Source organism: Cobetia sp. PDI-23MA (assembly GCF_059507735.1).
Genome location: NZ_CM183352.1, coordinates 3,431,479 through 3,458,400, shown reverse-complemented (window position 1 = coordinate 3,458,400; position 26,922 = coordinate 3,431,479). Strand labels below are relative to the sequence as shown.

Sequence of the window (26,922 nt, the reverse complement as noted above, 5' to 3'; positions counted from 1 at the left end):
GTCCGTTCGTTCTCGAGCCATGTGCCGCCACTGGCACATGTCGCTAACTCGAGGAATGGCCTGACCCGAAGGTAGCCGCTCACTTTGCTGAGCCGGCACTATCTTGCGGTCAGTCCGTTTTTCCACGACTTCTGGCGAATCATGGCTGGTCTCATCCCCCAAGGCTTCATTGACGATCTGCTGGCCCGCACCGACGTGGTCGAGGTAGTGGGTGAGCGCGTCCAGCTGAAGAAGGCCGGCAAGAGCTATGTCGGCCTCTGCCCGTTCCATCAGGAAAACTCTCCCTCGTTCAACGTCATCCCGGACAAGCAGTTCTATCACTGCTTCGGGTGCGGGGCGAGCGGCAGTGCGCTCAAGTTCCTGATGGAGTTCGATCGCTTGCCGTTCCCCGAGGCCGTGGAGCAGCTGGCTTCGCGGCTGGCGCTTGAAGTGCCGCGCGAAGGTGGCAACCAGAGTCCGCACGAGCGCCGTGAGCGGCAGCGTCGCGAGCAGGCCCGTGAAGAGGGTGTCAATCTGCTCGAGGCGGCCGCGGACTTCTATCGTCAGCGCCTGACGGAACCGGCCGCGCAGCCGGCACGTGAATATCTGGAAGGGCGGGGTCTGTCGCGCGAGGTCATGCGTGACTTCGGCATCGGCTTCGCGCCGGAAGGCTGGGAGCACCTCAAGCATCACCTGAGCAAGCTGGGTGTCAGCGAGGATGTGCAGATTGAATACGGTCTGCTGATCCACCACGAGGAAAGCGGCCGCCGCTATGACCGCTTCCGTGATCGCGTGATGTTCCCGATCCGTGACTGGAAAGGCCGCACCATCGCCTTCGGCGGTCGCGTGATGGGCGATGCCAAGCCCAAATACCTGAATTCTCCCGAGACTCCCGTCTTCCACAAGGGGCGCGAGCTCTACGGCCTGTATGAAGCCCGTGAGGCGAATCGCAAGCTGGAACGCATGCTGATCGTCGAAGGCTACATGGACGTGGTGGCGCTGGCGCAGTACGGGATTCGCAATGCCTGCGCGACTCTTGGCACCGCGACCAGTGAGGAGCACCTCAAGCGGCTCTATCGCCTGGTCGATGAGGTGGTGTTCTGCTTCGACGGCGACAAGGCCGGTCGGCAGGCGGCGCGGCGCGCGCTGGAAACCGTGCTCGAGGTCATGATCGATGGCCGTCAGGCGCGCTTCCTGTTCCTGCCGGAAGGCGAGGACCCGGATTCCCTGGTGCGCAGCGAGGGTCAGGAGGCGTTCGAGAAGCGTGTCACCTGCGCCTCCGGGCTCTCCGAGTTCCTGTTCGAGCAGGCCGCGGAAGGACGCGACCTCAAGCGCATGGAGCAGCTCGAGCGGTTCGTGACCCAGGCGCTGGAGTGGATCTCGCGCGTGCCCGAAGGGGTGCTGCGCTCGCTGCTGCTCAAGGAGCTGGAACGACGCAGTGGTCTGGAGCGTGAGCGGCTGGATGCCATGCTGGTGGAGCGCGCCGCGGCGCGTGAAGCCCAGCAGGCACGGCTGCGTCAGCACCAGCAACTACGTCAGCAACCGCAGCAGCGTTTGCAACAGCAGCAACGTCAGCCCGGCGCGACACACTCGGCACCGCGCTCAACGCCTGCTGCCAGTTCTCAGGACGGTGCGACGCTGAGCGACGCGCAGGACGAGTGGTCGTCGCTGGAGGCGATGGCAGATGCCGGCTTCGGCGATGGCGAGCCCGATGGCTGGCAGCCGGATGACTGGCAGTCGCATGGCGAGATGCCTGCGGGCCAGGGCGCTCAAGCTTCGCGCGCGACGCCGGCCAGGCCTCAGAAGCGCACCTCGGTCAGCATGCTGACGCGCCTGTTGCATCTTCTGGTGCACGAGCCTCAGCTGGTCGCTGAGCTGCCTGACTCCAATGAGTGGATAGAGGGGGCGGGTGAGCCGGCCGACAGCGAGGATGCGCAACTGTTGAAGGATGTGGTGCGTCTCCTGAAGGCGGGGCAGTATCGTTCGCCTCAGGTGCTGTTGGCGCACTTCCTCGGTACCGCACAGGGGCCGAGACTTGAGCAGCTGGCAGCCCGTGAATTGCTGATTCCGCGTGACGTGCGCAGCGAAGAACTGAAGGGGCTGGTGGAGCATTGCCAGCATCAGCAGGCGCGCACCACGCCGGAAGCGGAATATCAGGCCTTGCTGGCCAAGGAAAAGCGTGGCGAGAAGTTGTCGGCAGAAGAGAAGCAGCGGCTGATGGCCCTGCTGATGGAGCTGGCAACACGGCGCTGACGCAGTCTCGGTGCCAGGAAGGCCGACAATGGTGGAAATGCCGTGAGAGCTGAGGCGATGGCGCAGGAAAATACGCCCCATGGCCTTGAAAGACGCACTCATGCCCACTATTTAATGAGGTAGCTCCCGATGCGGACTGCCGCAACGTAACCGATAACGCTAACACACCTGGATGGTCCGGCAAATACGCCGCTGGCAGCATCTCCTGATGGCACGCTATACTGGTGCGCTTGATGCTCTCTTCGTCCCTATACCGGCGCCATGCTCACTCGCTGAGCCGCGTCGCGTCCAGGTGTTTCATTCTTCTTCGTCGAGATAGGGGTTCTATGGCTGGTAATGCGCAGCAGCAGTCGCGTCTCAAGGAGTTGATCGCGCGCGGCAAGGAACAGGGTTACCTGACCTATGCCGAGGTCAACGATCACCTGCCCGAGGATATCGCTGATCCCGAACAGGTGGAAGACATCATCAGCATGATCAACGATATGGGCATCAAGGTCGCGGAAGAAGCGCCCGATGCCGATACCTTGATGATGTCTGATTCCTCCACTGACGAGTCTGCCGCCGAAGAGGCCGTTGCCGCTCTCGCCGCGGTGGAAAGCGATGTGGGACGCACCACCGACCCCGTGCGCATGTACATGCGTGAGATGGGCACCGTGGAACTCCTGACTCGCGAAGGCGAAATCAAGATCGCCAAGCGGATCGAAGAGGGCACGCGTGAGGTGATGTCGTCGCTGGCATTCTTGCCGGGGGCAGTCGACTCCATTCTGGAAGCTTACGACGGCACTCTGGGCGAAGACGGTGGACGTCTGTCCGATCTCTTCTCCGGTTTCATCGACCCTGACGAGGGCGTCCCGGGTGTCGCGGAAGTCGAAGTCGAGGAAGTCGAGGAGATTCCCGAGGGCGAAGAGTCCGAGGGCGACGACGAAGACGAAGATGACGACACCGCTTCCGAAGGCGGTCCGGACCCCGAGCTGGCTCGTGTCCGTTTCGAGCAGATCCGAGAGCAGAACGATGCGACCAAGGCCGCCATCGAGAAGTACGGCTCCGGCTCTGCCGAGGCGAAGGCCGAGCAGGAGCGTCTTGCCGAGCTGTTCTCGCCGATCAAGCTGGTGCCCAAGCACTTCGAGCGTCTGGTCGGTCAGGTTCGCGTATCTGTCGAGCAGGTGCGTGAGCAGGAGAAGGTCATCCTGCAGATCTTCGTCAAGCGCGGCAAGGTGCCACGCAAGAGCTTCATCAAGGCCTTCCCGGGCCACGAATCCGACATGGAGTGGTTCGACAGCTTCATCGGCGGCAGCAAGAAGTACGCCGACAAGCTCGAGCCGTTCCGTGCCGACGTGCTGCGTGCCCAGCGCAAGATCGCCTTCGAGCAGGACATGGTCCAGCTGCCGGTCAGCGAGCTGAAGGAAGTGAACCGTCGCCTGTCGATCGGTGAAGCCAAGGCGCGTCGTGCCAAGAAGGAAATGGTCGAGGCCAACCTGCGTCTGGTCATCTCCATCGCCAAGAAGTACACCAACCGTGGTCTGCAGTTCCTGGATCTCATCCAGGAAGGCAACATCGGTCTGATGAAGGCCGTGGACAAGTTCGAGTACCGTCGTGGTTACAAGTTCTCGACCTACGCCACCTGGTGGATCCGTCAGGCGATCACCCGCTCCATCGCGGACCAGGCACGCACCATCCGTATTCCGGTACACATGATCGAGACCATCAACAAGCTGAACCGTGTCTCGCGTCAGATGCTGCAGGAAATGGGTCGCGAGCCGACGCCGGAAGAGCTGGGCGAGCGTCTCGAGATGCCGGAAGACAAGGTGCGTCGCGTACTCAAGATCGCCAAGGAGCCCATCTCCATGGAGACGCCGATCGGTGACGATGATGATTCGCACCTGGGTGACTTCATCGAGGACGGCACCATGGTCTCGCCGATCGACTCCGCCACAGGCGAAGGTCTGATCGAAGCGACCCGCGGTATCCTGTCTGGCCTGACCGCACGTGAAGCCAAGGTGCTGCGCATGCGCTTCGGTATCGACATGAACACCGACCATACCCTCGAGGAAGTCGGCAAGCAGTTCGATGTCACCCGTGAGCGTATCCGTCAGATCGAAGCGAAGGCGCTGCGCAAGCTGCGTCACCCGTCACGCTCCGAGTCACTGCGTTCCTTCATGGAAGAGTGATCTGAAGCGCTCGGGGCCACGCCTCGACTGCTGGCCCCGCTGACAAGACAACGCCCGCCCCCATGTGAATGGGAGGCGGGCGTTGTCGTTTGCGGGCTTTACGTTACGGGTCTTTCTCTGCGGGGTTGGCCGCCTTCAGGCTTGTCTTTACGGATCTTGCCACCTTCGAACTATGTCGTTCCAGAGCTGCGTGATGTGCCCTGGGGGGGCTATCAGGCGCCGTGGCGCAACTGGTGAGACGAGGGCGTCGCCGCCACGCTGAAGATGACACGGCCCTTGATGCACTGACGGGAGACTGGCCCCATCTGCTCGCTGCTCAAGCCGTCGGGGTGCTCGCCACGTAGCCACAGGCGACCATTGTCATCGATGCGATGCAGGCGCTTGACCAGCTGGCCGAGCCTGGGATGTTCCACCACGACGGTGGCGCCGGGCGTCAATCGCCAGCGGCTGGGCCAGCGCATGCTGATGATGAGGCTGTGCTGCGGGAGACTGGGGGCAAGACTATGACCGTGCAAGCGGTAGCTACTGAACCAGCGCATGTGAGGCTCCTTGAGAATGAGGGCATGACACGGTCAAGATCCTGTCGGTGCTTTCCTGTGGCAGTGGCGATAGTTGAATTGTATCCACTGCTTAGTAAAATATAATCATTCTCATTTGGTGTCCAGCCGTTTCCGGTCACTGCCTCGCGCAATGGCTATCGAGAGACGGCTGTCTAGCGCAGCCTGTCGAGAGAAGGCTGTCGAGCAGAGACTGTCTCGCGAAGCCTGTTGAGAGTAGAAACGAAAAAAGCCGCGGCTCAGGTGAGCAGCGGCTTTTGGGAGAGTCACGGGTCTGTCTCCTGTGCTTCACGCTGTGCTTCATGTCACGTCACTTCGCGTTGTTTCATGGGGCAGGGCGAAGTGACGGTCGTGCGACAGGTCTTGCGTGCAGCTCGGCAAGAAGGTTTTGTTGCCGGGCTCAGTCGTTGGCCTTGAGCTCACGCAGCAGGGCGCGGCGCTGGCGGCCCATGCGGATCGCCAGCAGCACGATCTCGATTACGGCGATGGCCATCAGGGTGTAGCCGAACAGTTCGGTGACTTCCTCGGCGGCATTCTTGACCGAACGCAGGTAGGAGTCCCCCATCAGGGTTTCCCAGAATTCCGAGCGACCGTAGAGGCGTGAGAAGACGTAGGTCGCCAGGAAGCCGGCGCCGAACAGGCCGAACGCGAAGCTGCGTCCGAAGTGCTCGAACTCGGCGATGAAGCGGCTGCGGTTGCGCCATACGCCGATGATGACCGGGATCGCGACCACGCTGACCAGGAACTGCCAACTGCCATCGCCGATCATGTCGTCGAGCAGGGCATCCTGTTCACGGATCAGGGACGCCGCGAACAGGCCGAACAGCAGCAGGCTGATGGTGCGCAGGTCCGGCAGGCGTGAATGCACCAACCACATGGTGGCTGCGCTCAACGCCAGCAGAGTGCTCTGCATGTGTTCTGTCCAGCTGGCTTCGCTGAAGCCGACATCACCGAAGTGGTAGGCATCATGCATGACCAGCGACATCATCGCAGCCACCAGCGGCGCATAGATGGCCAGGCGCAGGCAGGCCTGCATGAAGAGCGAGGTGGGCTTGCCACCATACAGCGGTTGTTCGGCGCTGATGGGGAGTGGGACAGTCTGGTGATGTCGGGTATGCGAAGTCAGGCGGGACATGGGGCTCTCCGGACAGTCCATGGACTGCCTGTCAGGATGGAAATCTTGTTTGCCTGCTCATTATAACGGTGCAAAGGTGGCCAGTTAATATTCTGGTAAGAAAACTGTGAGATTCCAATTCAGCATCGATGTTGCGTAAAGCGCAAATCTACGTCAGCCCTTACGTAACCGATCACGCTCGGCCTCCTCGACGATCCAGTCATGCACGGCCTGGATACGGCCATCATCCAGGGTGCCGTGGGGGTGGACGATGACGTAGCGCTTGCCGGTCAGTACCCGCTGTGTGAAGGGCGCGATCAGTGTGCCGCGGGACAGCTCGTCGGTGATCAGCGTGCGCCTTGCCATCGCGACTCCCATGCCGGCGATGGCAGCTTCCATCGACAGATGGTTGCGGTTGAAGGTATAGCCACGCTGAACGTTGATCTCGGGGGCGCCGATGCTGGCCAGATAGAATTCCCACTCGGCGTGATCGTGACTGCCGCGCCAGGCGGTGATGTCATGCAGCAGCGGATACCAGGCGAGGTCCTCTGCGCTGCGCAGCGGTGGGCGTCCGCGCATCAGGCCAGGATGGCAGACGGGGAAGATCTCCTCTTCCATCAGGTCGGTGACCTGCATCCCCGGGTAGTGGCCGTCGTTGAGGTCGACCGCCAGCTCGAAATCGCCCTCGCGCAGCGGCGAGTCACTGTCCTCGGCGCGCACGTGCAGCTCGATATCCGGAAAGCGTGCCTGCAGGCGTGGCAGTCGGGGCGCCAGCCATTTGGAGAGAAATGACGGCACCGAACGCAACCTGAGCACACCGCTCATCAAGCCGCTGCGCAGCCGTTTGACCTCCAGTCCCACCGCGCTATAGGACTGCTCCACCACGCGCGCCAGTCGCGCGCCTTCCCCTGTCAGCTCGAGTCCGCGTGAACGACGCAGAAACAGCTTGAAGCCCAGCCGCTCCTCCAGCTGCTTGATCTGCTGACTCACCGCGCCGGTGGTGACGTGCAGTTCTTCCGCCGCACGCGTGAAGGAGCCATGACGTGCGGCGCAGGCAAATACCTGCAGCCAGGCATGGGTCTGACCATTCAGGTGGCGCAGGCTCGGTGTGGTGGCGGGCGTGCCGGTCGCCGTCGGCGGCACGACGGGGCCAGTACCAGGCGTGTTGTCGAGGGAAGACGTCATGGGCGGGTCTCATGCAAGCGCTGGAGGCAGATAGTGAGGGAGAAACCGCGATGGCCAGACGCAGATGGCGGTGGTAGCTAAAGGCATCACGGCACAAGGTGGCGCAAAGCGCATAGTTTACGCCGTTTTTGATGCATAGGGTTTAGTCAGGCTAAACCCACGACCAATTTTTATGGTTTGTCGCGTCCCGCCCCCATCCATCATCATTGCCTCATCCACTGGCAGGCGCTCAGGCGCGGCGAGTTTCCGAGATGAGGTGTTTCATGTCCATCAGTGTATTTGATCTCTTCAAGGTCGGTGTCGGCCCCTCCAGCTCGCACACCGTCGGCCCGATGCGTGCTGCCGCGCAGTTCGTCGAGACCCTGCGCTCGCGCGACCAGCTGGAGCGCGTGGCGCGCATCGAGGTGCAATTGCATGGTTCGCTGTCTGCCACCGGCGTAGGCCACGGTACCGACAAGGCGACCATCCTCGGCCTGATGGGCGAGCTGCCGGAAACGATCGACCCTGCGATCATCGACCCCTGCATCGAAGAGCTGCTGGAGTCCCAGACACTGCTGCTCGACAACCGCATCGCGGTGCCCTTCGTATGGGTGCGTGACATGCAGTGGCACGATGCGCCGCTGCCGTATCACCCCAATGCCATGCGTCTGATCGCCTACGGCCACTGCGATGAGCTGTATCGCAATGTCTATTACTCGGTGGGTGGCGGTTTCGTGGTCGACGAGGTCGAGGCCGCGCGTGACCCGCTGCTGGAAGACGAAAGCCTGCGTCTGCCGTATGAATTCAACACCGCCAATGAGCTGCTGGCGCTGTGTCGTATGCACAAGATGCGCATCAGCGAGCTGATGATGGCCAACGAATGTGCGCTGCGCAGCGAGACCCAGGTGCGTCGTGGGCTATGGCGCATCTGGGAAGTGATGAACGAGTGCATCGACAACGGCCTGACGCACGAAGGCGTGCTGCCCGGCGGGCTCAACGTCAAGCGCCGTGCCAAGCGTCTGCATGCGCGTCTGCTGGATGTGGAATCCAGCAAGTCAATCATCACCTCGACCTTCTCGGCGATGGACTGGGTCAACCTGTTCGCGCTGGCGGTCAATGAAGAGAACGCGGGAGGTGGTCGTATGGTGACGGCGCCGACCAATGGCGCGGCCGGCATCATTCCGGCGGTGCTCAGCTATTACATGAAATTCCAGGAGGATGCTCGTGAGGAGGACGTGGTCGACTTCCTGCTCACGGCAGCCTCGGTGGGCATCCTGTGCAAGAAGAACGCCTCCATCTCCGGCGCGGAAGTCGGCTGTCAGGGCGAGGTGGGCTCCGCCTGCGCCATGGCGGCTGCCGGGCTTGCCGAGCTGATGGGCGCGACGCCGGAGCAGGTCGAGAACGCGGCGGAAATCGGTCTCGAGCACAATCTGGGGCTGACCTGTGACCCGATCGGCGGCCTGGTGCAGATTCCCTGCATCGAGCGCAATGCGATTGCCTCGGTCAAGGCGATCAATGCCGCCCAGATGGCGATGTGTGGCGATGGCGATCACTTCGTCTCGCTGGACAAGGCGATCCGCACCATGCGCGATACCGGCCGTGACATGCAGGAAAAGTACAAGGAGACCTCCAAGGGCGGTCTCGCGGTCAACGCCATCGAATGCTGATTCGACCGGTCGCCACTCCAATATGAGCTGATATGACTTTCCGCCGGAGGCCTGCCGCCTCCGGCCAAACCCGTTGTCTCTTGTCAGGTACGTGATCTCCGGCCAGAGGTCATGATCTCGGCAACCCTCGTTGACGCCTCTTCGGCGCGGTATTCCGCGACGGACAGGCGTCTTTTTTATGGCGGGAGTTACGCTCATCTCGACTGTTCGGCTCGGGCTGGTGGGGTATCTGCCGGCTTTGAGATGTCTCGGGATGGCTGCCTTGTAAAGAAGTCGCTGATATATCGGCTATTGGTCGAGTGAGCGCGCTTGCCGCTGGCAGCGCGCCTCTTGCTATTCTAGTTTACGTTAACGTCAGTTGCGCTGATCGCAACGATGGATCGTAACGATGGATCGTATCGAAGGCCTGGCAGAGCTGTCTGTAGATTGCGCCTTGACCAGGGCCAGTGGACAGGGTCTGTGACCAAGGCCTGTGGATAGCGCCTCCTGTTGATACTGCGTGTCGACGACGAGCCGTGATGTTGCGGGCAGACATTGCGGGCGGACGTTGCGGGCATCAGCGCTGACGAACAGCCCCCATGTCTCTTGGAAGACACAGACCACCGGCTTGCCGGTCAGGACGGAGTACTGACATGCCATCACCGCCCATTCAGGGGCCGCGTGCCAGCGGGGGCGCATCCGCGACAGCCCCGATTCTCGAGACGCGTGGCTTGAGCAAGGACTTTCGAGGTTTCACGGCCGTCGATGACGTCAATCTCCAGGTGCAGGAAGGGCATATCCACGCCCTGATCGGCCCCAATGGCGCCGGCAAGACGACAGTCTTCAATCTACTGACACGTTTTCTGCCGGCCACTCGCGGCGAGATTCTCTACCGCGGCAAATCCATCACCCGCATGAAGTCGCATGAGATCGCGCGCCTGGGCTTGGTGCGCTCTTTCCAGATATCGGCGGTGTTTTCCCAGATGACGGTGCTCGAGAACGTGCGGGTCGCCCTGCAACGCCCCCAGGGCACCTCGTTTCATTTCTGGAAGCCGGAACGCAGCCTCGACAGCTTGAACGAGCAGGCGCTGCACCTGCTGGATCAGGTAGGGCTACGCGATGACGCCCACCGTGTGACCGCCAGTCTGCCCTATGGCCGCAAGCGGGCGCTGGAGCTGGCGACCACGCTGGCGCTTGAGCCCACGCTGATGCTGCTGGACGAGCCGACCCAAGGCATGGGCGCCGAGGATGTGGACCGTGTGGTCGAGCTGATTCGTGTCGCGGCGCGGGGCCGTACGGTGCTGATGGTCGAGCACAATCTGAGCGTGGTCAGCCGTCTGTGCGATCGCATCAGCGTGCTGGCGCGCGGACGGGTGCTGGCGGAAGGCGATTACGCCAGCGTGTCGGCCAACCCCGAGGTGCGCGAGGCGTATCTGGGCAGTGAAGCGCCCGAGTCCACGGCGGATGCGCACAAGGAGGTTTCATGACGGTGGTTATGGAGCAGGCGACGGACAGGCAAGCCTCGGCGGCCGACTCGCCGCTGGGGGAAGAGCAGCTCTGCCTGCGCGAGCTGAACGCCTGGTACGGCGAGTCCCATGTGCTGCATGGCGTCAATATGATGGTGCGGCGCGGTGAACTGGTGACCTTGCTGGGGCGCAACGGGGCCGGACGCAGCAGCACGCTGCGCGCGATCATGAACATGGTCGGCCGGCGCAGCGGCGAGATCCTCATCAAGGGGCAGGACAGCATGGGGCTGGCACCGCATCGCATCGCTCATCTCGGTGTCGGTTTCTGCCCAGAGGAGCGCGGCATCTTCGCCAGTCTGAGCGTCGAGGAGAATCTGCTGCTGCCACCGCTGGTCAAGAGCACAGGACATGACCAGGGCCGGAGCCAGGATCAGAGCCGGGGCATGTCGCTGGATGAGCTCTATGCCCTGTTCCCCAATCTGCATGAGCGGCGCACCAGTCAGGGCACGCGCCTTTCCGGTGGCGAGCAGCAGATGCTGGCGTTGGCGCGCATCCTGCGCACCGGGGCGGACCTGCTGCTGCTGGATGAGATCACCGAGGGGCTGGCGCCGGTCATCAACCAGAAGCTGGCCGAAGTGCTGATGATGCTGAAGGCGCGCGGCATGACCATCGTGCTGGTGGAGCAGAATTTCCGCTTTGCCGCCCCGCTGGCCGACCGTCATTACCTGATGGAGCACGGCACCATTCTGGAAGAGATCAGCGCGGCTGAATTGCCGGCCCGCCACGAATATCTGCACAAGGTACTGGGGGTCTGAGCTCCCGCTCGGGATGAGCTGCACAGGCTGGCCGCCATGCACGGCCTTTGCACTCGCCAATCTGAAGTCCGCACGTCTCGCCACAACAATCACAATATTGCCGGGTAATCCGGCTTGGAGATGTCATGCACGCCACCGCTTCATCCAACGCCACTGCTACATCCAGCGCCACCGTTTCATCCAGTGCCACCGTTTCATCCAGTGCCATCCCCGTCGCGTTACCGTTGTCACGCCGCATCACGGCGGCAACACGCCGGCGCCTGTTGCCGCTGTCCGCGCTCATGGTGGGATCACTGCTGTCGGCGGGAATCGCGCAGGCCGATATCAGCGACGGCGTGATCAAGATCGGTTACCTGGCCGACATGTCAGGCACCTATCGTGACCTGGCAGGCCCGGGCGGCCTCGATGCACTCAAGATGGCGGTCGAGGACTTCGGCGGCAGCGTCAACGGCATGCCGATCGAGGTATTGAGTGCCGATGACCGCAACAGCGCCGATGTCGGTGCCAATACGGTGCGCGGCTGGATCGATCAGCAGAATGTCGACATGGTCGCCGGGCTGGTGGCCTCATCGGTGAGCATCGCGGTGACGCGGATTCTCGCCGAACAGGACACGCTGGGAATCGTTTCCGGCTCGGCGGCTTCCAGCATCACCAATGAGCATTGCACGCCCAATCATGTCCACTGGGTGTACGACACCTATCCGCTGGCGCATGGCACGGCCAAGGCGATCGTCGATGAAGGCGGCGACAGCTGGTTCCTGCTGACCGCGGACTACGCCTTCGGTCATGCCCTGGAAGGCGATGTGGAAAAGGTGGTGAACGAGAACGGCGGCACCATCGTCGGCAAGGTACGTCATCCATTCCCGACCAGTGATTTCTCCTCCTACATCCTGCAGGCGCAGGGCTCCGGGGCCAAGATCGTCGGGCTGGCCAATGCCGGGTCGGACACCGTCAATGCGTTGACCACGGCGAGTCAGTTCGGCGTGGTGCAGGCCGGGCAGTCGCTGGCGGGGCTGCTGATCTTCCTCAACGACGTGCATGCCCTGGGGCTTGAGGTGGCGCAGGGGCTGCAGCTCACCACCGGCTGGTACTGGGACCTCAATGACGAGACACGTGCCTGGTCCCAGCGCTATCACGAGCGCAATGAGCGCATGCCGACCATGGTGCAGGCCGGTATCTACTCCAGCACCCTGCATTACCTGAATGCGGTCGCGGCCACCGGAAGCGATGACACCGCCACCGTGCGCGCCAGAATGGGTGAGACGCCGGTCAACGACATGTTCGCCAGCAACGGCACCATCCGTGCCGATGGGCGCATGGTGCACGACATGTATCTGGTCAAGGTCAAGGCGCCCTCCGAGTCCCAAGGCGAGTGGGATGTCTATGACGTGATCCGCACCATTCCCGGCGCTGAAGCCTACCGACCGCTGGCGGACAGCCAGTGCGAGCTGGTCAAGGGCTGAAGCCGAACATCAGTCGAGTCGCTGAGGCGTATGACATGGCGCTGCCGGCCGGATGATCGGCAGCGCCGAGCGGCTGACGCGAATGGGCGCTGAAAAGGAATGGGCGGATGACCATGATTTTTGGAATACCCCTGATGGTGCTGTTCGGTCAGCTGATGCTGGGGCTGATCAACGGTGCCTTCTATGCATTGCTGAGCCTTGGGCTGGCGGTGATCTTCGGTCTGTTGCGCATCATCAACTTCGCGCATGGTGCCCAGTACATGCTGGGCGCCTTCGCGGCGCTGCTGGGAGCGCAATATCTGGGGCTCAACTACTGGACGGCGCTGATCGTGGTGCCGCTGGTGGTGGGCGCCCTGGGCATCGTGGTCGAGCGTCTACTGCTGCGGCGCATCCAGCATCTTGATCACCTCTATGGCCTGTTGCTGACCTTCGGGCTGGCGCTGATCTTCGAGGGCACGCTGGTGAATCTGTTCGGTGTCTCGGGGTCGAGCTATCCGATCCCCGAGGCGCTGAGTGGAGGCTTCAAGCTGAGCTTCATGTTCCTGCCCACCTACCGCGCCTGGGTGCTGGTGGCGGCGTTGGTGGTCTGCTTCGGAGTCTGGTTCCTGATCGAGCGCACGCGTCTCGGTGCCTATCTGCGCGCGGGAACCGAGAATCCCGAGCTGGTGCAGGCCTTCGGCATCAATGTGCCCTTGATGGTGTCGCTGACCTACGGGCTCGGCGTGGCGCTTGCCGCCTTCGCCGGCGTGCTGGCAGCGCCCTTGTATCCCGTCTCGCCGACCATGGGCTCGAGCCTGCTGATCGTGGTGTTCGCGGTGGTGGTCATCGGCGGGATGGGCTCGATTCTCGGCGCCATTCTTACCGGGCTCGCGATGGGGCTGATCGAGGGGCTGACCAAGGTGTTCTATCCCGAAGCCGCCAATACCGTGATCTTCGTGGTGATGGTGATGGTGTTGATGCTTCGCCCTGCCGGGCTGTTCGGAAAGGAGGCCTGACATGGCCGTACTGCAACAGGATCACCAGGCCGCGCGTGCAGGCAGCTCGCCGCGCAGAATCACCCCGCTGGGCATGCTGTATCTCGTGCTGTTCCTGCTCGGGTTGCTGGCACCCTGGGTCGCCTATCCCGTCTTTCTGATGAAGATTCTGTGCTTTGCGCTGTTCGCCAGCGCCTTCAATCTACTGCTCGGCTTCGTGGGGCTGCTGTCCTTCGGGCATGCCGCCTTCCTGGCCACGGGCGCCTATATCACCGGCTTCCTGCTCGCGGAATACCCGGGCCTGAGTCCGGCGTTGGGTATCGTGGCCGGTACGCTCGGCGCGGTAGTGCTGGGGACGCTGTTCGGGGCGCTGGCCATCCGGCGGCAGGGCATCTACTTCGCGATGATCACGCTGGCCCTGGCCCAGATGATGTTCTTCTTCTTCATCCAGGCGCCGTTCACCCACGGCGAGGATGGCCTGCATGGCGTGCCGCGCGGTGAGCTGTTCGGCATGTTCGATCTGGCGAACAACCACACCCTCTATTACTTCGTGTTCGCGATCTTCGTGGCGGCCTTTGCCCTGATCCGGCGCGTGGTGCATTCCCCCTTCGGTCAGGTGCTGAAAGCCATCCGCGAGAACGAGCCGCGAGCCATCTCGCTGGGCTATCACACCGATGCCTACAAGCTGGTGGCCTTCGTGCTGTCGGCGGGGCTGGCAGGCCTGGCGGGTGCGACCAAGACGCTGGTATTCCAGCTCGCCTCGCTGGGCGATGCCAGCTGGCACATGTCGGGGGAGGTGATCCTGATGACGTTGCTGGGCGGCGTCGGTACGCTGCTCGGGCCACTGGTAGGCTCCGGGCTGGTCATCGGGCTGCAACATCAGTTGGCGCAATCCGCGCTGGGCGATTGGGTCAGCGTGATTCTGGGCGCCATCTTCGTGGTCTGCGTGCTCAGCTTCCGCAGCGGCATCATCGGGGAATGTCAGCGCTGGATCGCGCGTCGTCAGCAGCGGGAAGAAAAATGAGCGGCGAGGGGGTAAGGGGGCGAGGGGCAAGAAGGAAAAGCGAGAAGCAAGATGGGAGGTCAGCAAGAAGAAGTGAGCGGCCCATCCTGTTCTAAATCAAAGAAATCAATGGCTTGTCGCTGTCTACAGGCATAAAAAAAGTCCACCCCAGATAGGGTGGACTTAAATGCCATTGTATATCGAGGGGGATACGCCGGTCCCGGATCCTCGACTCAGCAATGAGCACGCCATGCGAGATAGCCGCCATTTGCCATCTCGCTATATAGATTGCATTTCCGATGCCAGTTTTTCAGTATCCTCAATAAAAACAGTGGCTTGAGATATTGATACCTGTTTTTGGGCTGCCAGCTGGCGGTCAGATGACTCGAGGCGTGCGCGCTGCTGGACGATTCATGGTGCGTTGCAGCATGGTTGTGCACCAAATATGTGCCGTTTTTCGAGCATATGCGTACGTCATCAATCACTTATGTGGCTTGCAGATGTGGTTTGCGGGTGTGGATAGCAGGCATCGTCTGCCCGCTGGCACTGTATCTGTACCTCGCCGCCTGCCAGACACACAGGCCACACCGTCAAGGCAAGAGTGTCGTCGTCCAGGCATTGGCCATCACTGAGTCGATAGCGCTGCTTGTAGAGTGGCGAGATCACCAGTGGCTCTCCGGCGTGATCGCCCAGCAGGCCGCGGGCAATCACGTTGGCGCCTGACACCGGGTCATGATGGTCGATGGCGAACAGCGTGAGGTCATCGCTGTCGGCGGTGGCCGGCAGCGTGAACAGGGCGATCTGGCAGGCCTGGCCGTCCGCCTCAAGCCAGGCGGCCACGCCGGAGCCCGGCACCAGGTCTTCGCGCTGGCAGAGTGTCACCCAGCGTAGCGGCGACTGTGTCGCGGCAGAGGTGTCCTGCGTTGCAGAGGACGGGCTGGAGAGCGGAGTGGAAGATGTCGTGGCGAGCGCGGGCGATGTCATGAGCGTACCTCCGTGGCCAGGTGGGTCGTTGACTGAGGTTGATGTTCTGCCACTGCTTCGCGGGCGCCACCGTCGCTGATGATCAGATTGCCACTGGCCAGTTCATCGCGGCTGGCGGGGCGGATCTGGTCGCGCTCGACGATATTGACCACGTCAGGGTCCGGGCGCTGGTCATTCACGTAGTTGCGGAAGCGCTTGAGTTTCTCGGGGCTCTTGAGCGCATTGGCCCATTCGCATTCGTAGCGGTCCACCACCTGCTGCATCTGCTCTTCGAGCGTCTCGCCGAGCCCCAGGCTGTCCTCGAGAATCACCTCTTTCAGATAGTCGAGGCCGCCTTCGAGGCCCTCGCGCCAGACGGAGGTGCGCTGCAGGCGGTCGGCGGTGCGGATGTAGAACATCAGGAAGCGGTCGATGGTGCGGATCAGGCTCTCGTCATCCAGGTCGGTCGCGAACAGCTCGGCATGACGCGGACGCATGCCGCCGTTGCCGCAGACATAGAGGTTCCAGCCGTTCTCGGTGGCGATCACGCCGACATCCTTGCTCTGGGCCTCGGCGCATTCGCGGGTACAGCCGGAGACGGCGAACTTGAGCTTGTGCGGGGAACGCAGACCCTTGTAGCGGTCTTCCAGCGTCAGCGCCATCGCCATGCTGTCCTGCACGCCATAGCGACACCAGGTGCTGCCGATGCAGGATTTCACCGTGCGGGTGGACTTGCCGTAGGCGTGGCCGGTCTCGAAGCCGGCGGCGATCAGCTCGCTCCAGATGTCCGGCAGTTCATGCAGCTGGGCGCCGAAGAGGTCGATGCGCTGACCGCCAGTGATCTTGGTATAGAGGTTGTAGCGCTTGCCGATCTCGCCGATGGCGATCAGCTTGTCCGGCGTGATCTCGCCGCCGGGGATGCGCGGCACCACGGAATAGGTGCCGTTCTTCTGCATGTTGGCCATGAAGGTGTCATTGGTGTCCTGCAGCGGAATGTGCGAGGACTCGGTGATCGGCGCATTCCAGCACGAGGCCAGAATCGAGCCCACCGCCGGCTTGCAGACCTCGCAGCCCAGAGCATCGGGATGTCGCCCGTGGCGGGCCATCAGCTCGGCGAAGGTCTCGATGCCTTCGACGCGCACCAGCGAGTAGAGCTCCTGACGCGTGTGGGCGAAGTGCTCGCACAGTGAGCGATCGACCTCGACGCCACGACTTTCCAGCTCGGCGTCCACCACCTTCTTGAGCAGCGCCGCACAGCCCCCGCAGCCGGTGCTGGCCTTGGTGCAGGCCTTGATGGCGCCCAGATCACTGTTGCCGGCATCGATGGCGTTGCAGACATCGCCCTTGGAGACGTTGTGGCAGGAGCACAGCGTGGCGCTGTCGGGTAGGGCATCCGCGCCCAGCGTGATGGTTTCGCCACTGGCATCCGGCAGGATGAGTGCCGCCGGGTCCTTGGGCGCCGCGATGCCATTGGTGACGTACTGCAGCAGGGTGTCGTAGCGCGAGTTGTCGCCGATCAGCACCGCGCCCAGCACCTGCTTGCGGTCCTGCGAGACGATCAGGCGACGATAGACGCCGTCGGCCTCGTCACAGTAGCGATAGCTGATCGCGCCCTCGCTCTTGCCGTGGGCGTCGCCGATGGAGCCGACGTCCACGCCCAGCAGCTTGAGCTTGGTGGACATGTCGGCGCCCTGGAAGCGGAAGCTCTCCTGCGCATCGCTTGTGGCATCGCCAGCGCTGGCAGCCAGCAGGGACGCCACGCCGCGGGCCATCTGATAGCCCGGCGCGACCAGCCCGAAGATGCGCGAGTGCCACAGGGCACACTCGCCGATGGCAAAGATTTCCGGGTCCGAGGTGCGGCATTCGTCATCGATGATGATGCCGCCGCGCTCGCCGATCTCGAGGCTGGCGCTGCGTGCCAGCGCGTCCTGAGGACGGATGCCGGCGGAGAACACGATCAGGTCGGTCTCCAGATACTCGCCATCGGAGAAGTTCATCCGCCACTGATGGTGCTCGCCGGGCACGATGTCGGTGGTGGCGCGATTGAGGTGCACCCCCACGCCCAGCGCGGTGATGTGTTGCTTGAGCGCAAGGCCGCCATCCTCATCCAGCTGGACCGGCATCAGGCGTGGCGCGAATTCGACGACATGCGCTTCCAGGCCGAGTGACTTGAGGGCATTGGCGGCCTCAAGTCCCAGCAGGCCACCGCCGACCACCACGCCACGTGTCTTGCCATCGGCGGCAGCGCGAATCTGATCAAGATCCTCTAGGGTACGGTAGACCAGACGATTGCTGGCAGCGGCCTCGCTTCCCGGCTCACCGAGGCCCTGGATGGGCGGCACGAAGGGGGTTGAGCCGGTCGCCAGCACCAGGCTGTCGTAGGGATAGCGCCCGCGCGGAGTGATGACATGGCCACCATCGCGATCGATCGCCGTGACGCATTCGTCCAGATGAAGCGTGATACCGGCGCTGGCGTAATCCTCGACGCTACCGAGCGCGAGAGATTCGGCATCACGCCCAGTGAAATATTCCGAGAGGTGCACGCGGTCGTAGGCGATATGGCGTTCTTCGCCGAAGACATGAATCTGGTAGTGCGCGGTGGCACCCAGTGCGATCAGCTGTTCGACGCAGTGATGGCCAACCATGCCATTGCCGATGATGATCAGGTGTTTCATGCGGCCTCCTCGAAGGTGTCAGGGGTGTTGTCGGTCTTGTCAAAAGAAGTGTCTTGAGTGCCTGGCTTGCCACCGGGGTCATCAGGCGCCGCCGGCGGGCCGTCCTGGGTTAGACATGCGAGGGCTTCTGCCGGCATCAGCAGGAGGTCTTCGCGAATTCTGGTCAGTGGTATGCCGGCCTTGAGCGCTTCGAACAGGGCATTGCCGGCACTGACGTCGCCGTAGAGCACCACACCGACCAGGCGCTCCTCGCGCAGCAGCAGTCGGCGGTAGTCGCCCAGGGCGTGGTCCTGATAGATCAGCACCTCGTCATTCGGCTGTGGGGCAAGCTCGCCGCAGCTATAGAGGTCGATGCCGCTGATCTTGAGGCGCGTCGCCAGTGGCGCATTGCGATAGGGAGGAGTCGGTTGCGCGAGAAGCTGGCGGGCGAGCACTTCGATCTGTGCCCAGATGGGCTCGATCAGGCCGAAGGTCTCGCCATCCACCTCACAGCATTCGCCCAGCGCATGAATGTGCGGATCACTCGTGAGCAGGTGGCCATCGACCTGGATGGCGCGCTGACAGGCCAGCCCTGCAGCACGCGCCAGCTCGATTTCGGGACGAATGCCGGTGGCGGCGATGGTCAATCCGGCGTGAAGTTTGCGGCCATCCTTGAGGCGCACGCCGGTGATGCGGCCCGCCGGGGTCTCGAGCCACTCTTCGAGATGCGCGCCAGTGATGATGTCGAGGCCACGCTCGCGAAGTTCCTGCTCCAGCAGTCCGGCCGCGACATCATCCAGCTGACGGTTCATCAGGCGCTCGCTGCGTTGCAGCAGCGTCACTTCAAGGCCACCCTTGCGCAGGCCCTCGGCGGCCTCGAGCCCGAGCAGCCCGCCACCGATGACCAGTGCGCCGGCGCCCTCCCGCCGTCCGGCAAGGCAGGCGGCCTGCATCTGCTCGACATCCTTCAGATCGCGAAAGCCCATCAGCCCCGACGGCCAGTCATTGGCGGACGACGCCTCTGGCAGGTGAGCGGTTAGCGGCAGAGGCAGCGCTGGACGTGAGCCGGTCGCGATCACCAGCCGCTGATAGGGGATGCGGCCACCGCTGGCGGTCTCGACACAGCGAGCGGCGCGATCGATCTGGCTGGCGGGGTCGCCGCTGATTCGTGTGATGCCGTGCCGCAAGAACCAGTCAGCCTGCTGGCTGATCAGGCCTTCGGCGTGTGTCTCGCCGGCCAATAGCGGCGAGAGCTGAATGCGGTTGTAGGGGAGGTGGGGCTCCTCGCCGATCACCGTGGTCGGCCAGGGCAGCTGCTGATCAGGGCTCAGCGAGACCAGCTGCTCCAACAGCTTCTGCGCCGCCATGCCGTGGCCGATGATGACCAGTGCTGGCGTAGGCTCGCGGGTGAGAGGTGGTGCGTGCATGCTGCCTCCTTGCGCTGATGTTCTGACGCATGAAAAAGATGCATAAAAAAAGCGCCTGCTTGCCGCCGTGATGTTCACGACGTCAAGCAGGCGCCTTTGCCTGGAAGATGAGGGCTAAGCATTGGATAGCGAGTTGCAGCGTCAGGTGACGATGTCGCTGTCACCCGCAACTGCGGCAGGTCTGGCGGACCGTTGGCTGCGGCATGTCACTCATCGGAGTGATGCGCTGCGAGACCTGCGATTCGGGGTCGTCATTGACCCAACCTGCCGATACTCATGCGAATTCGGTGCCGCTTCAGAGAAAGTCGCTATTTTTCATTCACTTGCATTTGCAGATGCTGAGGCACTGTCCTGCCATGGCAGAGTCGTTTGCGGTTGTGGGAGGCATCAAGGCAGGGATTGGTGCAGTCGCATGCGCTGATGCACATGGCTGGTGCGTCAGCGGTGCCTGGCGCTGGCCGTCTCGCGCTGTTCGCCTCCTGCTTCGGTAGCTTATGACGGCCAAGTGATTGTTATTTCTGATGATTGGTCAGGGTTGGTCTGTTAAGTGCGTCTGTCAGGTCATTGGTGTGATACCTGATTGAGGGTTCGTGACTCCGCAAGCTTCACTGTTGCGAGACTCGCGAACCGGCCAACGGCGGCTCTTCAATCATGCATACACGCCATGTCGACGTCTCGAAGACGAGATTGCGCACCCATCGGCATGACGAGACCGTATCCACCGTCAGTTTCCATTGTCAGTCTGCAGGGTAGACCAGGACTGACCACGACAGGCAAAGGCGCCTGATGACCGCACATTACGTGGCGGGTCATCAGGCGCCTTTTTTCATGCTTACTGCACCAGGGAGTGATGTCGATGCAGGCCAGCAAGCCCCAGAGCACAAGTGAGTCTTTCCCCTGCAGCGCCTCGACGACCTGCCCGTATTGCGGTGTCGGGTGTGGCGTGTCACTTGAGCTGGAAACCCGGGTGCAGGAGGGCGGTGAGCTCAAGCGCCGGATCACCGCCGTCAGCGGCGACAACGACCATCCGGCCAATTACGGGCGTCTGTGCGTCAAGGGGTCTGCGCTTGCCGAGACACTGTCACCTAGCGGCCGTCTGACGCAGCCTCAGATACGCGACGCCGCAGGCGTGCTGCGAGAGGTGAGCTGGGATACGGCGCTGAACCTGATCGCCGCTCGCTTCGGTGAGCTGCGCAGCACTCATGGTGGGGACAGTATCGCCGCCTATCTGTCGGGGCAGCTGTTGACCGAGGACTATTACCTCGCCAACAAGCTGTTCAAGGGCTTCATCGGTACGCCGCACCTGGATACCAATTCGCGGTTGTGCATGGCCTCAGCGGTCGTGGCGCACAAGCGTGCCTTCGGGGCAGACGCCGTGCCTTGCAGCTATGAGGATCTCGAGCGTGCCGAGCTTGTGGTGCTGGTCGGCAGCAATCTGGCATGGAACCACCCGGTGCTGTTCCAGCGTCTCAAGCAGGCACGTATTGACAATCCGCTGCTGCGTATCGTGGTGATCGACCCGCGCCTGACCGACAGCTGCGAGATCGCGGACCTGTATCTGGGTATTCGCCCCGGCAGCGACGCGCGCCTCTTCAATGGCTTGCTGGCCTATATGGCTGAGCGCGGACGCACCGACCGCCTCTATCTGGAGGCCCACACCCAGGGGTTCGATGCGGCGCTCAAGCAGGCGAAGCGTGACGACTGCTCGCTTTCCGCGATTGCGCGGGATTGCGATATCGATGTGGAGCGTCTCGAGACCTTCTATTACTGGTTCGCCACCCAGCTGCACGTGGTCACGCTGTTCTCCCAGGGCGTGAATCAATCGACCAGTGGCACCGACAAGGGCAATGCGATCATCAATTGCCATCTGGCGGGCGGCAAGATCGGGCTGCCGGGGGCGGGGCCGTTCTCCATCACCGGGCAGCCCAATGCGATGGGCGGTCGCGAAGTCGGTGGCCTGGCCAACCAGCTGGCGGCACATATGGATTACGACACGCCGGGCGCGCGGGCGCTGGTCAGCGAATTCTGGCAGGCCCCGAACCTGCCCGAGAGGCCAGGTCATAAGGCGGTCGAGCTGTTTGCGGCGCTGGGGCGCGGCGAGATCAAGGCACTGTGGATCATGGCGACCAACCCGGCGGTGAGCCTCCCGGATAGCGCACGAGTGCGTGCGGCGCTGGCGGCCTGCCCGCTGGTGATCGTCTCCGAGTGCATGGCCGACAGTGACACCCTGGATTACGCCGATGTGGTGCTGCCGGCCAGCAGCTGGAGCGAGAAGGATGGCACCGTCACCAACTCCGAGCGCTGCATCTCGCGTCAGCGTGGCCTGCTGACTCCGCCGGGTGAGGCGCGTCATGACTGGTGGCAGCTGGCGGAGGTCGGCAAGCGCATGGGGTATGAGACGGCCTTTGGCTACTCGGGCCCCCACGCGATCTTCCGTGAGCACGCCCGCCTCTCGGGGTTCCGCAATGCTGCGCCGCGTCTCAAGGCCGGTCGCAAGCCATCGGCGACTTCCTCGGTCAAGCGGCTGTTCAACATCGCGCCGCTGGCGGAGCTGGATCGCGCGGGGTACGACGCGCTCAAGCCGATCCAGTGGCCGGTACGCCGCGGGGACAAGGGCGAGCTGATCGGCACGTCGCGCCTGTTCGAGGATGCCACCTTCAATACCCCCAATGGGCGCGCACGGCTGGTGCCCGTGGTACCGCAGTTGCCTCAACAGACGCTGAGCGATGCGGCGCCTCTGCGTCTCAATACCGGACGTATCCGTGATCAGTGGCACACCATGACGCGTACCGCGCGCAGTGCTCGCCTGATGAATCACCGGGCCGAGCCTTTCGTGGAGATCCATCCTCAGGATGCCGCGGCTCGCGGCCTGCAGGATGGCGGTCTCGCGCAACTCAAGGGGCGTGATGAGCAGGGCGGGCTACGTGGGGATTATCGAGCCCGTGTACGCATCAGCAATGCGCAGCGCCGCGGGGAGGTGTTCATTCCGATGCACTGGAATGATCACTTCGCGAGTCACGCCCGGGCCGGTGCGTTGCTGGCGGGGCTGGTCGACCCCTTCTCCGGTCAGCCGGAATCCAAGCATGGCGCGGTCGAGGTCGCGCCATTGCCATGCGAGTGGCAGGCCACCTTGTTGATCGCCCCCGCCATCCTGGCCGGGCGTGAGGATCTGGCGGATGCCGTGGCCCAGCTCGATGGGCGCTACTGGGCACGTATTCCGCAATCAGCATTGGTGCGCTACCAGCTGGCAGGTCAGGGTCAGCCGGATTGGCAGCATTGGTGCGAAAGCCATCTGGGTGCCCCGGCGGGGCTCTGGGCACAGGACGCCGCCCAAGGTGGCATCAGCGCAGCGGGCTTTCGTGACGGGCGCCTTGTCTGGTGGCTGAAGGTGATTCCGGGCGACGCACACCTCGATCGCCAACCCAATATTGCCTGGCTGGGCGAATGCTTCGCATCAGAGCAGCTCTCCGCGCATGAGCGCCGCAGCCTGCTGTCCGGCCGTCTCTCCGGGCAGGCGGACGTCGGGGCGATAATCTGCGCCTGCCATCAGGTCGGCGAGCTGACCATCCGTCAGGCCATCCAGTCCGGTGACGGTTCCGTGGAAGCACTGGGCGCGCGACTGGCCTGCGGCACTCGCTGCGGTTCCTGCCTGCCTGAACTCAAACGTCTTGTGGAAGAGGAGCGATCCGATGAGCGGACTGATTCGTTGGAAATGGCGTGACCTGATGTCGGTATCCAGCAGTGCAGAGTCTCTCGGGATTCTCATGGCACGGCTGACCGACGGTCTGATGTCGCGGCGCGAGTGGCGTGGCGAGAATCGGCATGCGCCGACGCGCAGCGATGCCAACGGGATTTCTCCCGCCTGGGAGGCGTTTCTTCCGGGGCAGGTCGCGCTGGTGGGCGCGGGGCCGGGGGACCCGGACCTGATGACGCTCAAGGCATGGCGAATGCTGAATGCTGCGGATGCGGTGGTCTATGACCGTCTGGTCGGCGATGAGCTTCTCGCTCAGCTGCCGGTTCACTGTGAGCGCTACTACGTCGGCAAGGCCTGCGGCAATCATAGTGTGCCGCAGGATGAGATCGGCGCGCTGATGGTGCGCCTGGCGGGGGAGGGCATGCGGGTCGTGCGCCTCAAGGGCGGTGATCCCGGTGTCTTCGGACGCATGGGGGAAGAGCTCGCGGCTCTCGATGATGCCGCCATCACGCGGCATATCGTGCCGGGCATTACCGCGGCTTCCGGTGCGGCTGCTGCCCTGGGGATGCCATTGACGGACAGGGCGCATGCGCAGCGTCTGCGTTTCGTGACCGCTCAGCTCTGCAGCAAGAGCGAGCAGCCTGAATGGCAGCAGTTGGCGCGTCGTGATGAAACGATTCTCTTCTACATGGGGCTCAATCGTCTCGAGGTGATCTGCGATGAGTTGCAGCGTCATGGGCTGCCGGCGGACTGGCCGATGATGCTGGTCGCCAATGCCAGTCTTCCCGAGCAGCAGACCCTGCACGGCTCGCTCGGCAATATGGTGAGTCGTCTGGCCGAGCATCCATTGCCGACACCGTGCCTGATCATCGTGGGCAGTGTCTGCCAGATGGCGGCGGGGAGAGAGAGTGCATTGGCCGATGCCGTCGCACATGCAGCGACTCACATGTCTTGCAGGGTCCCTGTAGAAGAGAAGCATGTTGAGAGGATCGCATAGTGGAGGGCGTTTGATGGGACAGTGCTGACAGCGTTTGTCGAGGAATGGGGTATATAGTGGGCTCTCGTGTGATGTCTTTCGAGATGTCATCCTGATTGGTGCTAGAGAAACGCATGGACTCGCTTTGCACTCTTTTGGGCATTACTGCCAAAAAGCCCTTGCCCTCACGGCGGTTCGTGCGTAAAGTACGCATCCGCTGCCGGGGACGCATGGCGTTACCAGCGGTGAAAGAGGTTTGCAGGTGATTGTTTTGCTTGATGTTTTTGAAGTCCGCTTCGAAATCATCGATTGACAATCGCGGGCGATTCGTTAGAATGCGCCGCACTCCTTGTGGAACAGGTGATCGAGCAACGCTCCTCACCGCTTGATGATGCTTAGAGGCAGTCGACTGACTCATCATCAAGTGCTTGACTTCTCAAGCGTTCCGAGTAGAATATGCCTCCTCGCTTCACAGCGACGCTCTTTAAAAATTTGATCAGGTAATTCGTGTGAGCGCTTGCCGATGAGTGGTGACAAGGTCACCAAATATCGGAGCAAGCCTCTCACGAGAAGTTTGACTCTGAACCAAGTTTGGTCTGCTTAACAGACTATCAAGCTTTCAACTGAAGAGTTTGATCATGGCTCAGATTGAACGCTGGCGGCAGGCTTAACACATGCAAGTCGAGCGGAAACGATCCTAGCTTGCTAGGAGGCGTCGAGCGGCGGACGGGTGAGTAATGCATGGGAATCTGCCCGATAGTGGGGGACAACCTGGGGAAACTCAGGCTAATACCGCATACGTCCTACGGGAGAAAGCAGGGGATCTTCGGACCTTGCGCTATCGGATGAGCCCATGTCGGATTAGCTTGTTGGTGAGGTAACGGCTCACCAAGGCGACGATCCGTAGCTGGTCTGAGAGGATGATCAGCCACACTGGGACTGAGACACGGCCCAGACTCCTACGGGAGGCAGCAGTGGGGAATATTGGACAATGGGCGAAAGCCTGATCCAGCCATGCCGCGTGTGTGAAGAAGGCCTTCGGGTTGTAAAGCACTTTCAGCGAGGAAGAACGCTTGTGGGTTAATACCCCGCAAGAAAGACATCACTCGCAGAAGAAGCACCGGCTAACTCCGTGCCAGCAGCCGCGGTAATACGGAGGGTGCAAGCGTTAATCGGAATTACTGGGCGTAAAGCGCGCGTAGGTGGCTAAGTCAGCCAGGTGTGAAAGCCCCGGGCTCAACCTGGGAACGGCATCTGGAACTGCTTGGCTAGAGTGCAGGAGAGGAAGGTAGAATTCCCGGTGTAGCGGTGAAATGCGTAGAGATCGGGAGGAATACCAGTGGCGAAGGCGGCCTTCTGGACTGACACTGACACTGAGGTGCGAAAGCGTGGGTAGCAAACAGGATTAGATACCCTGGTAGTCCACGCCGTAAACGATGTCAACTAGCCGTTGGGTCCCTTGAGGACTTAGTGGCGCAGCTAACGCAATAAGTTGACCGCCTGGGGAGTACGGCCGCAAGGTTAAAACTCAAATGAATTGACGGGGGCCCGCACAAGCGGTGGAGCATGTGGTTTAATTCGATGCAACGCGAAGAACCTTACCTACCCTTGACATCCAGAGGACTTTCCAGAGATGGATTGGTGCCTTCGGGAACTCTGAGACAGGTGCTGCATGGCTGTCGTCAGCTCGTGTTGTGAAATGTTGGGTTAAGTCCCGTAACGAGCGCAACCCCTATCCTTATTTGCCAGCGAGTCATGTCGGGAACTCTAAGGAGACTGCCGGTGACAAACCGGAGGAAGGTGGGGACGACGTCAAGTCATCATGGCCCTTACGGGTAGGGCTACACACGTGCTACAATGGCAAGTACAAAGGGTTGCAATACGGCGACGTGGAGCCAATCCCATAAAGCTTGCCTCAGTCCGGATTGGAGTCTGCAACTCGACTCCATGAAGTCGGAATCGCTAGTAATCGTGGATCAGAATGCCACGGTGAATACGTTCCCGGGCCTTGTACACACCGCCCGTCACACCATGGGAGTGGACTGCACCAGAAGTGGTTAGCCTAACCTTCGGGAGGGCGATCACCACGGTGTGGTTCATGACTGGGGTGAAGTCGTAACAAGGTAGCCCTAGGGGAACCTGGGGCTGGATCACCTCCTTATCGACACTGTCTACTGCTCGCGGCAAGTGCTCACAACGAATTACCTGATCAAGTTAGTTTATCGAGTAGTAGTGTCGGGTCTGTAGCTCAGTTGGTTAGAGCGCACCCCTGATAAGGGTGAGGTCGGCAGTTCAAATCTGCCCAGACCCACCAAAAGCTTCGTGCTTTTGTCGACACGGTTTTGCCGACTTTTGGGGCCATAGCTCAGCTGGGAGAGCGCCTGCCTTGCACGCAGGAGGTCAGCGGTTCGATCCCGCTTGGCTCCACCATCAAGTTCCGGTTCAAGCTGCTACTACCTGATAACGCTACACAGTCCACAGTGACAAGCATATCGCCTTCCTCGAGAAGGTTGTGTGACTTCTCACTGTTCTCTGAACAGCCGCTCTTTAACAATGTGAATCATGCTGACGATGGAATGTGCGCCAAGCACATCTCCATCAAACGA

At 62.1% G+C, this 26,922-nt stretch carries 16 protein-coding genes, 2 tRNA genes and 1 rRNA gene; 13 read left to right on the top strand and 6 right to left on the bottom strand.

The features are described from left to right. Window positions 1–141: 141 nt before the first annotated feature. Together dnaG and rpoD are read left to right on the top strand one after the other, a co-directional pair. On the top strand, window positions 142–2,232 hold the full coding sequence (gene dnaG, locus AC5WNJ_RS14675) for a DNA primase (protein WP_495930061.1): 2,091 nt from the start codon (window positions 142–144) through the stop codon (window positions 2,230–2,232). Window positions 2,233–2,558: 326 nt separating this feature from the next. Beyond that, window positions 2,559–4,400, top strand: a complete 1,842-nt coding sequence (rpoD, locus tag AC5WNJ_RS14670) for an RNA polymerase sigma factor RpoD (RefSeq protein WP_495930060.1) — start codon at window positions 2,559–2,561, stop codon at window positions 4,398–4,400. A 212-nt stretch (window positions 4,401–4,612) separates the two neighbouring features. On the opposite strand, the gene AC5WNJ_RS14665 is transcribed toward rpoD, so the two are convergent. The 3 genes from AC5WNJ_RS14665 to AC5WNJ_RS14655 all read right to left on the bottom strand — a co-directional run bounded on the left by AC5WNJ_RS14665 (window position 4,613) and on the right by AC5WNJ_RS14655 (window position 7,256). Further along, window positions 4,613–4,939, bottom strand: a complete 327-nt coding sequence (locus AC5WNJ_RS14665) for a S24/S26 family peptidase (protein ID WP_176677969.1) — start codon at window positions 4,937–4,939, stop codon at window positions 4,613–4,615. Between the two features lie 418 nt (window positions 4,940–5,357). Continuing rightward, window positions 5,358–6,092 carry a hypothetical protein gene (locus AC5WNJ_RS14660; protein ID WP_253064062.1) on the bottom strand — a complete coding sequence of 245 codons (735 nt, stop codon included), beginning with the start codon at window positions 6,090–6,092 and terminating at the stop codon, window positions 5,358–5,360. Between the two features lie 153 nt (window positions 6,093–6,245). Continuing rightward, window positions 6,246–7,256, bottom strand: coding sequence for a LysR substrate-binding domain-containing protein (locus AC5WNJ_RS14655; RefSeq protein WP_176677967.1), 1,011 nt, complete (start codon window positions 7,254–7,256; stop codon window positions 6,246–6,248). 263 nt (window positions 7,257–7,519) lie between these two features. Between AC5WNJ_RS14655 and AC5WNJ_RS14650 the strand changes: the two genes are divergently transcribed. From AC5WNJ_RS14650 to AC5WNJ_RS14625, 6 genes are all read left to right on the top strand, one after another. Further along, window positions 7,520–8,902 (top strand): L-serine ammonia-lyase, encoded by a 1,383-nt coding sequence (locus tag AC5WNJ_RS14650; protein WP_495930059.1) that lies wholly within the window; start codon window positions 7,520–7,522, stop codon window positions 8,900–8,902. A gap of 632 nt (window positions 8,903–9,534) precedes the next feature. Further along, a complete protein-coding gene (locus AC5WNJ_RS14645; protein ID WP_495930058.1) occupies window positions 9,535–10,368 on the top strand; it encodes an ABC transporter ATP-binding protein in 834 nt (277 codons plus the stop codon). Beyond that, window positions 10,365–11,162 (top strand): ABC transporter ATP-binding protein, encoded by a 798-nt coding sequence (locus AC5WNJ_RS14640; protein WP_495930057.1) that lies wholly within the window; start codon window positions 10,365–10,367, stop codon window positions 11,160–11,162. The genes AC5WNJ_RS14645 and AC5WNJ_RS14640 overlap by 4 nt, the downstream gene beginning before the upstream one ends. Before the next feature lie 281 nt (window positions 11,163–11,443). Beyond that, a complete protein-coding gene (locus tag AC5WNJ_RS14635; RefSeq protein ID WP_495931061.1) occupies window positions 11,444–12,625 on the top strand; it encodes an ABC transporter substrate-binding protein in 1,182 nt (393 codons plus the stop codon). Window positions 12,626–12,732: 107 nt separating this feature from the next. Further along, window positions 12,733–13,620: a branched-chain amino acid ABC transporter permease gene (locus AC5WNJ_RS14630; RefSeq protein ID WP_043334657.1), complete on the top strand. Its 888-nt coding sequence runs from the start codon at window positions 12,733–12,735 to the stop codon at window positions 13,618–13,620. 73 nt (window positions 13,621–13,693) lie between these two features. Further along, window positions 13,694–14,623, top strand: coding sequence for a branched-chain amino acid ABC transporter permease (locus AC5WNJ_RS14625; RefSeq protein ID WP_217485862.1), 930 nt, complete (start codon window positions 13,694–13,696; stop codon window positions 14,621–14,623). Between the two features lie 456 nt (window positions 14,624–15,079). On the opposite strand, the gene nirD is transcribed toward AC5WNJ_RS14625, so the two are convergent. The 3 genes from nirD to AC5WNJ_RS14610 are packed head-to-tail and all read right to left on the bottom strand — an operon-like array spanning window position 15,080 to window position 19,646. Continuing rightward, window positions 15,080–15,586, bottom strand: a complete 507-nt coding sequence (gene nirD / locus AC5WNJ_RS14620; RefSeq protein ID WP_495930056.1) for a nitrite reductase small subunit NirD — start codon at window positions 15,584–15,586, stop codon at window positions 15,080–15,082. Then, window positions 15,583–18,240 carry a nitrite reductase large subunit NirB gene (nirB, locus tag AC5WNJ_RS14615; RefSeq protein WP_495930055.1) on the bottom strand — a complete coding sequence of 886 codons (2,658 nt, stop codon included), beginning with the start codon at window positions 18,238–18,240 and terminating at the stop codon, window positions 15,583–15,585. The genes nirD and nirB overlap by 4 nt, the downstream gene beginning before the upstream one ends. Continuing rightward, entirely contained in the window at window positions 18,237–19,646 is a 1,410-nt protein-coding gene (locus AC5WNJ_RS14610) for an NAD(P)/FAD-dependent oxidoreductase (RefSeq protein ID WP_495930054.1), read from the bottom strand. Before AC5WNJ_RS14610 ends, nirB begins: the two co-directional genes overlap by 4 nt. Before the next feature lie 856 nt (window positions 19,647–20,502). Between AC5WNJ_RS14610 and AC5WNJ_RS14605 the strand changes: the two genes are divergently transcribed. The 5 genes from AC5WNJ_RS14605 to AC5WNJ_RS14585 all read left to right on the top strand — a co-directional run bounded on the left by AC5WNJ_RS14605 (window position 20,503) and on the right by AC5WNJ_RS14585 (window position 26,746). Then, entirely contained in the window at window positions 20,503–23,367 is a 2,865-nt protein-coding gene (locus AC5WNJ_RS14605; RefSeq protein WP_495930053.1) for a nitrate reductase, read from the top strand. Then, a complete protein-coding gene (gene cobA / locus AC5WNJ_RS14600) occupies window positions 23,336–24,337 on the top strand; it encodes a uroporphyrinogen-III C-methyltransferase (RefSeq protein WP_495930052.1) in 1,002 nt (333 codons plus the stop codon). The genes AC5WNJ_RS14605 and cobA overlap by 32 nt, the downstream gene beginning before the upstream one ends. Window positions 24,338–24,936: 599 nt before the next feature. Beyond that, window positions 24,937–26,477 (top strand): 16S ribosomal RNA (locus AC5WNJ_RS14595). A gap of 76 nt (window positions 26,478–26,553) precedes the next feature. Next, window positions 26,554–26,630 (top strand) — tRNA-Ile (locus AC5WNJ_RS14590). A 40-nt stretch (window positions 26,631–26,670) separates the two neighbouring features. Continuing rightward, window positions 26,671–26,746 (top strand) — tRNA-Ala (locus AC5WNJ_RS14585). The last annotated feature ends 176 nt before the right edge of the window (window positions 26,747–26,922 follow it).